The organism is Steroidobacter sp. (genome assembly GCF_036402275.1).
Taxonomy (GTDB): domain Bacteria; phylum Pseudomonadota; class Gammaproteobacteria; order Steroidobacterales; family Steroidobacteraceae; genus Steroidobacter.
On sequence record NZ_DASWTF010000016.1, the window covers coordinates 23,146 to 31,672 of the forward strand.

Genomic DNA, 8,527 nt, shown 5'->3' on the forward strand with positions numbered 1-8,527 from the left:
TCTCCAATGTTGCAAGGGCTATGCCATGGTTGCTGGGCCGCCACTTCGGCCATTTCACGGTTCTGCAGGGCTCGGCTTGCTCAGATGTGGTGCGTGCGTCGCTCGTGGCGCACTTAAAGTGGTGCGAAGCCGCGCCCTGCTTTGGCGTGGTGCACGGGGCTCGTAAGGGTTTGCAGGCACTGGCACAGGCATTGCAATCCCATTCATCCGATGCCCGAAGCCAGGCCCAAAACCGAGCCCTCCCTGCGCGTGTTGATCGTCGATCAAAACGTCATGCGCGCCAGTATTCTCGAAGAGGGTCTGCGCGAGGCGGGTTATGTGAACGTGACGGTGCTGCGTGAGATGCACAATCTCATGCGACGGATCGTCGAGATCGATCCCGAAGTCATCGTCATCGATCTGGAGAATCCCAACCGCGACGTGCTGGAGCAGATGTTCCAGGTGTCGCGCGTGGTGCGCCGGCCCATCGCCATGTTCGTCGATCGCTCCGATACCGACATGATCGAGGCCGCGGTGGACGCGGGCGTCGGCTCCTATGTGGTCGACGGACTGAAGAAAGAGCGCGTCAAGGCCGTGCTCGACATGGCGATCAGCCGTTTCCACGCGTTCAACAAGCTGCGCGAAGAGCTCGATGTGGCCCGCCAGGCGCTCGATGAGCGCAAGATCGTCGAGCGCGCCAAAGGCATTCTCATGAAACAACGAGGCATGAGCGAGGAGGCGGCGTATGCGCTGCTGCGGAAGGCGGCAATGAACGAGAATCGTCGCCTGAGCGAGGTCGCGCAAAGCGTCGTGACAGCATCGAGCCTGTTCAAATGAGTCCTTCTCAAATCGATCATGGCACGACAGTCGTCGGGTTCATCCCGTTGATGGATTGCGCGCCGCTGGCCGTCGCGGTCGAGAAAGGCTTTGCGGCCGAAGAAGGGCTCGACCTGCGGCTGGTGCGCGAAACCTCGTGGGCCAATATTCGTGATCGCGTGGTCGTCGGTCATTTCGACGCCGCGCACATGCTCGGGCCCATGGCGATCGCTTCTACTTTGGGCGTGGGCCATCTCAAGGTGCCGATGGCGGCGCCGCTGTCGCTGGGCCTCGGCGGCAACGCCATCACCGTTTCGTTGCGTGTCTGGGATTTGATGATGACCGAGGGCGCGACGCTTTCGGCGAGTCCGCGAGCGCTGGGTGAGGCGCTGCGAAGCGTCGTTCGTGCTCGGGAGCGAGCGCAGAAGCCGCCGTTCACCTTCGCGATGGTGTATCCGTTCTCCAGTCATAACTATGAGCTGCGCTATTGGCTCGCGGCTTGCGGCATCGATCCGGATCGTGACGTACGATTGGTAGTGATTCCGCCGCCGTTCCTGGTGGATGCGATGCGCGAAGGACAAATCGACGGGTTCTGCGTCGGCGAGCCCTGGAGCAGTCTGGCGGTGGCGGTGGGCGCGGGGTGCATCGCCTTGCCGACCACGGCCATCTGGCGTTTGAGCCCGGAGAAGGTGCTGGGTTGTCGACTGGAGTGGACGCAGCGCCACCCGGATCGGCTGCAAGCGCTGGTGCGCGCCTTATATAAGTCAGCGCTGTGGTGCGAGCAGCCCGAGAATCATGCGGAGCTGTCGCGCCTGCTGTCCGAGCCGCGATTCGTTGGCGCGCCGGCGGAGATACTGTTGCGCGGGCTGTCCAATCGGCTTTGCCTGCAGCCGGGCAGTGAGGCGCAGCCGTTGGCAAACTTCTATGTGCCTGCTTCGCAGGCCGCGACCTTCCCATGGGTCAGTCATGCGCTGTGGTTCTACTCGCAAATGGTGCGCTGGGGACAGATCGCCTACGATCCAGAGCATGTCGCGCAGGTGCGTGCGACCTACCGACCCGATCTTTATCGCCTGGCATTGGCCAGGACGACAGCAAACATTCCTGCCGCCGACACCAAAGTCGAAGGCGCCGGGCCGGACGGCTTCTTCGACGGCGTGCGCTTCGACTCCGACGACCTGCCTGCCTATCTAAGAAACATCGCCAGCCCCTGAGCAAGCTCCCGTCGATTGCTCGAAGTTCGTGCAGCCGACGCGAGCGCTTGCTCCGTCGCGGCTCAGATTCACCTCAGGCACGCCCGATGTTTGTTTGCTGACGCGGTGCAAGCTCCAGTGTTTTCGGGCAGTTGAGCGATTCGACAGGCGCTGGCACGAGCGTTGCAACTCTTGGATCACAACGGAGCGATTCGTCGCTCCCACGATCGCGCCGGCCCAATTGCGGGCTGGCCGGGCAACGCCGCCGACTCCAATGCACGCCAAAAGTGTGCAATGAAGTCGGCGGCGTTTTTTTTTCGGTTGTGACTTTGGGGAGTGACCGGATCCATGCTGCAGAGATCATTGCGAGTCTGGCTGCTCGCTGCCGTCGGTGCGCTGAGTGCAACGCCAGCGCTCGCGGCGGAGCTGGAGTTGGAAAAAGAACAACTCAAGCTCGGCTTCATCAAGCTCACCGACATGGCGCCGCTCGCCATCGCCTATGAAAAAGGCTTTTTCGAAGACGAGGGCTTGTATGTAACGCTCGAGCCGCAGGCGAACTGGAAAGTCATCCTGGATCGCGTCATCACCGGCGAGCTCGATGGCGCGCACATGCTCGCGGGTCAGCCGCTTGGCGCAGCTGTTGGCTTCGGCACGAAGGCCGACATCGTGACGTCGTTCAGCATGGATCTGAACGGCAACGCCGTCACGGTCTCGAACGAAGTCTGGAACTTGATGAAGTCGCGCGTGCCCGCGGATGCGCAAGGCAAGCCGGTGCATCCCATCAAGGCCGACGCGCTCAAGCCCGCCGTCGACGCTTCCAAAGCGGCAGGCAAGCCGTTTCGCATGGCCACGGTGTTCCCCGTGTCCACTCACAATTATGAATTGCGCTATTGGCTCGCCGCCGGCGGGCTGCATCCGGGTTTTTACTCGCCCAGCGACGTGTCCGGCCAGATCAAAGCGGACGTCTTTCTCTCTGTGACACCGCCTCCGCAAATGCCTGCGGCGCTAGAAGCTGCGACCATCAATGGTTATTGCGTCGGCGAGCCTTGGAACCAGCAGGCCATCTTCAAGGGCGTCGGTGTCCCCGTCATCACCGATCTGGAGATCTGGAAGAACAATCCGGAGAAGGTGTTCGGCGTCACGCGCGCGTGGGCCGAGAAACATCCCAACACGCACCTGGCGCTGCTCAAGGCGCTGATTCGCGCGGGCATGTGGCTCGATGCAAACAACGGCGCGAATCGTAAAGAGGCGGCGCAGATCCTGTCACGTCCTGAGTATGTCGGCGCGGATTATCGCGTGATCGCCAATAGCATGACGGGCACGTTCGAGTATGGCCGCGGTGACAAGCGTAGCGTGCCCGACTTCAATGTGTTCTTTCGTTACTTCGCCACGTATCCCTATTACAGCGACGCCGTCTGGTATCTAACGCAGATGCGCCGCTGGGGCCAGATCGCGCAGTCGCAGCCGGACCAGTGGTATCACGACACCGCCAAGAAGGTGTATCGAACCGAGCCATACCTGCGTGCCGCGCGCATGTTGATCGAGGAAAAGAAGGCGAAGCAGGAAGACTTCCCCTGGAACAGCGATGGCTTTCGGGCCCCGACCAAAGAGTTCATCGACGGCGTCGAGTATGACGGCCGCAAACCCAACGACTATTTGCAGAAGCTCACGATTGGCTTGAAGCAAGGTCAGGTGGTCGAGAGCGGCAACGTCGTCAGCAAGCGGGAAGGAGGGGCCACCTGATGTCGTCATCCACGTTGGCCATCGTGCGCGAGCCCGAGTCTACCGAAGTCGCGCCCCAGGTTTCACCGCCGCCTGTACCGGAGAAGGCGCGGCCTCAGGAGCCTCAACGGCCGCAGCGACTGTCGCGTCTGTTCGCGTCCATCGATCTGTGGCGCCAAGCGGGCATCCCGCTACTGGCCATTGCCGTGTTCCTGTTCGCGTGGAGCCAGGTTTCCAGTCGCATCCAGACCAGCCTCGGGCAAATTCCCGGTCCCATCGCGGTGGCACAACAGGCGTACAGCTTGTGGTTGGACCACAAGGCAGAGCGCGAAAAAGCGGCGGCGTTCTATGAGCGACAGGAAAAACGCAATGCGGCCAAGCTCGCCAGCAATCCCGACGCCGAAATCCGCTTCGTGAAGTACACCGGCAAGCCCACCTACATCGACCAGATCCTCACCAGCCTGAAGACCGTATTCACGGGATTCGTGCTGGCCACCCTGGTCGCGGTTCCGCTGGGGATTCTTTGCGGCCTGAGCAGCACCATCAACGCGTCGCTGAATCTGTTGATACAGATTTTCAAACCGGTGTCGCCGCTGGCCTGGCTGCCGTTGGTGACCATCATCGTGAGCGCGGTTTACGTCACCGCCGACCCGATGTTCGAGAAATCCTTCCTGATCTCGGCCATCACTGTGACCCTGTGCTCGCTGTGGCCGACGTTGATCAACACCGGACTGGGCGTGGGCTCCATCGATCGCGATCTGCTCAACGTCGCACGCGTGCTGCAGCTGAAGTGGTCCACCAAGCTGTTCAAGCTGGTGCTGCCGTCGTCGCTGCCATTGATCTTCACCGGCATGCGGCTGTCCTTGGGCGTGGGCTGGATGGTGCTGATCGCGGCCGAAATGCTGGCGCAGAATCCCGGCCTCGGCAAATTCGTTTGGGATGAGTTTCAGAACGGCAGCTCCGAGTCGCTGGCGCGACTGATGGTGGCGGTGCTGACCATCGGCATCATCGGCTTCCTGCTCGATCGGGTCATGCACACGGTGCAAAGCCTGCTCGACTTCGGCGTGCGTCGCTAAAGGGGGCCGCATGTCGTTTCTGCAACTCAAGAACATTTGTAAGAGTCATGGCTCGGGGGAGCGACGAGTCGAGGTGCTGGAGGACGTCACGCTTAGCATCGAAGAAGGCGAGTTCGTCGCCATTGTCGGCTTTTCGGGCAGCGGCAAGACCACGTTGATCTCGACCGTCGCCGGCTTGATCGCGCCGGACGCGGGCGAGGTGCTGTTCCAGGGGCGGCCGGTCACCGGTCCCGCTCCGGATCGGGGCGTGGTGTTTCAAAACTATTCATTGCTGCCCTGGTTGACGGTCCGGAGCAACGTCGCTCTGGCCGTCGACAGTGTTTTTCCCGACTGGCCGGCCGAGCAGAGGCGGGCGCACGTCCAGAAATATATCGAGATGGTCGGCCTCGCTCATGCCGTGGACCGGCGGCCGGCGGAGTTGTCGGGCGGCATGCGGCAGCGTGTGGCCGTGGCAAGAGCGTTGGCGATGGATCCGAAGGTGCTGTTGCTGGATGAGCCGTTATCGGCGCTCGATGCGCTGACGCGCGCGCGATTGCAGGATGAGATCGAGGCAATCTGGGAGCGCGACCGCAAGACCGTCATTCTCGTGACCAACGATGTGGACGAAGCTTTACTACTCGCCGATCGCATCATCGCGCTCAAGCCGGGTCCGCGAGCGACGTTGGGTCGTGAGTTCAAAGTGGATTTGCCACGGCCGCGCGATCGAATGGCGGTCAACGAGGATGATGCCTATCGGCGGCTGCGTGCACAGATTTCCCAGTATTTGATGAGTTTGAGCATGCAGCGCAATGGCAACGCTGGGGCGGCGCGAACGCTTCCGTCGGTTGTTCCCATCGAGCCGCCTGTGCCGAAGACCATGCGTCGCGCGACCAAGCCGAAGCCTGCTGAGAATCTGGACAAGTTCGTCGAGTTCTACGCCGTGAGCAAGGTGTTTCCCACGCCGAAAGGGCCTTTGACGGTAGTCGACGGTTTCCAGCTCGATATTCGCAAGGGCGAATTCATTTCCCTGATCGGGCATTCCGGTTGCGGCAAGTCCACGGTGCTGTCGATGGTCGCCGGGCTGAGCGATGTTTCAAGCGGTGGAATCACCTTGGATGCCCGTGAAGTCACGTGTGCTGGACCGGATCGTGGCGTGGTATTTCAAGCGCCAAGTCTGTTGCCTTGGCTCAGTGCACGCGAGAACGTGGCGCTGGGCGTCGATCGCGTATACCCACACGCCAGCGAACAGGAACGACGAGACATCGTCGAGTACTACCTGTCGCGCGTTGGTTTGGGTGACGTGCTCGACAAAAAAGCGAGCGACCTCTCGAATGGCATGAAGCAGCGCGTCGGCCTGGCGCGGGCGTTCGCGCTGTCACCCAAGCTGCTGTTGCTGGACGAGCCGTTCGGCATGCTGGACGCGCTCACGCGTTGGGAGTTGCAGGAGGTGCTGATGGAGGTGTGGAAACGCAATCAGGTGACTGCCATCTGCGTCACGCACGATGTCGACGAAGCCATCCTGCTCGCCGATAGAGTAGTGATGATGACCAACGGCCCGCATGCGCGCATCGGCCGCATCATGCAGATCGATCTGCCGCGGCCGCGCACACGCAAGCAGCTTCTAGAGCACCCGAAATATTACGACTACCGAAACGAATTGCTCGCGTTCCTGGAGTCCTGCGAGCGACAACAGACGCACGCTGCATAGTGGGGATACAACAATGATCGGGGAGAGCGGAATGAGACGTTTATGGGGCCAACGAGTGAGCTTGAGCGTGGCGGTTGCGATGTCCGTTCCATGCGTGGCCGGCGCAGCCGACTTCGGCGTGCTGGGCGGCGCGTTGGCGGAGTCGAAACCGATATTCGATGCGCGGCTACGCTACGAGAGCGTCGACCAAGCACCGCTGGCGGAAGAAGCCGACGCCGAGACGGTGCGCATGCGCTTGGGGTTCGAAACGGGCAAGGCGTGGAACACGACGTTTCTGGCCGAAGGGGAAGTGATCACGGAGCTGGCCGGCAGCTATCGTGACGATCCCGCGCGCGCCAGCAATCTCACGTATCCAGTGGTCCCCGATCCGGAAACCGAGGAGATCAATCGCTTGCAGTTGGTGAATACCTCGCTGCCGGGCACGACCGTGACTTTGGGTCGGCAGCGCATCGCGCTGGACGACCAGCGCTTCGTCGGCAATGTCGCCTGGCGGCAGAACGAGCAGACGTTCGACGCCGTGCGCATCGTCAACAAGCCGACGACGGCGCTCACTCTGGACGCCACGTACCTGAATCAGGTGAACCGGATCTTCGGTCGAGAGTCGCCGCAAGGCCGTTACCACGGCGACGGCGCGCTTGCGAACGCTGCCTATCAATTTGGATTCGGCAAACTCAGTGCCTTCGGCTACTGGCTCGACTTCGACGCGGAGAGCGGCCTGCAGGGAGGGTTGGATCCCACGCGCGTGTCGAATGAAACATTCGGCGCACGGCTGGCTGGCGAGCGACCCTTGAGCAAGATGAAGGTTGCTTACACCGCTACGTTTGCACGACAGAGCGACTACGGCAGCAATCCGCTCGCCTTCGATCTGGACTATTACTCGGTGGAGCTGACCGGCACGTATCGGCAGTTCAGCGTCACGTTGGGGCAGGAAGTGATGGAGGGGAACGGCACGGTGGGCTTCGCGACGCCGTTGGCCACCATGCATCGTTTCCACGGCTGGGCGGACAAGTTCCTGACCACGCCGGCCAATGGCATCGACGATCGCTATGTGAGTCTCGGCTACATGGCCAAAGGGGTAGCCACGCTCGATACATTGTCCGCAACGCTCGTGTATCGCGACTTCGAATCGGAGCGACTGGCCCAGGATCTGGGCGACGAGATCGACCTGCAACTGCAGGCCAAATATCAGCGGTTCGTCGGCTTACTCAAAGTGGCGCTCTATGAGGTGCACGAAGGGCGCACGCCCGCGGCCTATCAGGACACCACCAAGTTCTGGGCTCAGCTGGAATACGTTTGGTAAGAAGGTCGGAGGTCGTGCCGTCACGAGCGTGACGGCAGGATCTTCAGCACCGTTTCCGACGGACGGCTGAGCACGGCGCCGCGAGCAGTGACGACGATGGGGCGATTCATCAGGATGGGATGCTTGGCCATCTGATCGATGATTTCCTCGTCGCTCCATTTCGAGGAGTCGCCCAGGCCGAGCTTCTCCACTTCCTTCTCGCGCATCAGCTCGCGTGCCGTGAGCTTGGTCTTCGCCAGCAGCGTCCGCAGGGTCTTCTTGTCGGCAGGCGTTTTCAAATACTCGACGATCTTCGGTTCGATGCCGGCCTCGCGAATCAAAGCCAGCGTGTTGCGGGAGGTGCCGCAGGAAGGGTTGTGATAGATGGTGACTTCGTCGGAGCTCATGGCGGCAGTGTAACGGAACTCGTCCGCGCGCTGGGAAGTTGAATTGCCGTCAGTCATCGCGGGGGCGTGTCATGACGACCTTGTTGCTGATCATACTGGTATTGATTCTGCTGGGCGTCATTCCCGCCTGGCCGCACAGCCGAGGCTGGGGCTATGGCCCGAGCGGCATCGTGGGCGTGCTGCTGATCATTCTCATTCTGTTGCTGCTCACCGGACGGTTGTGACCGGCCGGGAATGTTGGGCACATAATTCACTCCGCATCCTTTCAGCGCTGACGACGTTCCGACGGCGTCAGCGAAGCCATCGGCCGTTTCGACATGTCACGCGCGAACTTCGACCAGGTCGTCGCCATGCGCGAGTGCTCTCGCATG

8 protein-coding genes are annotated in these 8,527 nt (G+C 61.5%); 7 read left to right on the forward strand and 1 reads right to left on the reverse strand.

Translation table 11 applies throughout. From position 1 onward, the window contains the following. Window positions 1–210 precede the first annotated feature (210 nt). From VGD45_RS08750 to VGD45_RS08775, 6 genes are all read left to right on the forward strand, one after another. Window positions 211–816 (forward strand): ANTAR domain-containing response regulator, encoded by a 606-nt coding sequence (locus VGD45_RS08750; RefSeq protein WP_331154905.1) that lies wholly within the window; start codon window positions 211–213, stop codon window positions 814–816. Further along, window positions 813–2,006 (forward strand): CmpA/NrtA family ABC transporter substrate-binding protein, encoded by a 1,194-nt coding sequence (locus tag VGD45_RS08755; protein WP_331154906.1) that lies wholly within the window; start codon window positions 813–815, stop codon window positions 2,004–2,006. Before VGD45_RS08750 ends, VGD45_RS08755 begins: the two co-directional genes overlap by 4 nt. 327 nt (window positions 2,007–2,333) lie before the next feature. Beyond that, on the forward strand, window positions 2,334–3,728 hold the full coding sequence (locus VGD45_RS08760; RefSeq protein ID WP_331154907.1) for a CmpA/NrtA family ABC transporter substrate-binding protein: 1,395 nt from the start codon (window positions 2,334–2,336) through the stop codon (window positions 3,726–3,728). Next, window positions 3,728–4,783 carry an ABC transporter permease gene (locus VGD45_RS08765; protein WP_331154908.1) on the forward strand — a complete coding sequence of 352 codons (1,056 nt, stop codon included), beginning with the start codon at window positions 3,728–3,730 and terminating at the stop codon, window positions 4,781–4,783. The genes VGD45_RS08760 and VGD45_RS08765 overlap by 1 nt, the downstream gene beginning before the upstream one ends. A gap of 10 nt (window positions 4,784–4,793) precedes the next feature. Then, the gene (locus VGD45_RS08770; protein ID WP_331154909.1) at window positions 4,794–6,470 is read left to right on the forward strand and encodes a nitrate ABC transporter ATP-binding protein; all 1,677 of its coding nucleotides are present in this window, start codon (window positions 4,794–4,796) and stop codon (window positions 6,468–6,470) included. 31 nt (window positions 6,471–6,501) lie between these two features. Then, the gene (locus VGD45_RS08775; protein WP_331154910.1) at window positions 6,502–7,770 is read left to right on the forward strand and encodes an alginate export family protein; all 1,269 of its coding nucleotides are present in this window, start codon (window positions 6,502–6,504) and stop codon (window positions 7,768–7,770) included. Window positions 7,771–7,790: 20 nt separating this feature from the next. On the opposite strand, the gene arsC is transcribed toward VGD45_RS08775, so the two are convergent. Further along, the gene (gene arsC / locus VGD45_RS08780; protein WP_331154912.1) at window positions 7,791–8,156 is read right to left on the reverse strand and encodes an arsenate reductase (glutaredoxin); all 366 of its coding nucleotides are present in this window, start codon (window positions 8,154–8,156) and stop codon (window positions 7,791–7,793) included. A 71-nt stretch (window positions 8,157–8,227) separates the two neighbouring features. On the opposite strand from arsC, the gene VGD45_RS08785 reads away from it, so the two are divergent. Next, complete coding sequence (locus VGD45_RS08785; protein ID WP_331154911.1) at window positions 8,228–8,380, forward strand: DUF3309 family protein; 153 nt, start codon at window positions 8,228–8,230, stop codon at window positions 8,378–8,380. Window positions 8,381–8,527: the final 147 nt, after the last annotated feature.

Excerpts from the sequence above, each read along its gene's own strand:
- VGD45_RS08750 (WP_331154905.1), top strand. The coding sequence starts at position 211 with ATGCCCGAAGCCAGGCCCAAAACCGAGCCCTCCCTGCGCGTGTTGATC.
- VGD45_RS08755 (WP_331154906.1), top strand. The coding sequence starts at position 813 with ATGAGTCCTTCTCAAATCGATCATGGCACGACAGTCGTCGGGTTCATC.
- VGD45_RS08760 (WP_331154907.1), top strand. The coding sequence starts at position 2,334 with ATGCTGCAGAGATCATTGCGAGTCTGGCTGCTCGCTGCCGTCGGTGCG.
- VGD45_RS08765 (WP_331154908.1), top strand. The coding sequence starts at position 3,728 with ATGTCGTCATCCACGTTGGCCATCGTGCGCGAGCCCGAGTCTACCGAA.
- VGD45_RS08770 (WP_331154909.1), top strand. The coding sequence starts at position 4,794 with ATGTCGTTTCTGCAACTCAAGAACATTTGTAAGAGTCATGGCTCGGGG.
- VGD45_RS08775 (WP_331154910.1), top strand. The coding sequence starts at position 6,502 with ATGAGACGTTTATGGGGCCAACGAGTGAGCTTGAGCGTGGCGGTTGCG.
- arsC (WP_331154912.1), bottom strand. The coding sequence starts at position 8,156 with ATGAGCTCCGACGAAGTCACCATCTATCACAACCCTTCCTGCGGCACC.
- VGD45_RS08785 (WP_331154911.1), top strand. The coding sequence starts at position 8,228 with ATGACGACCTTGTTGCTGATCATACTGGTATTGATTCTGCTGGGCGTC.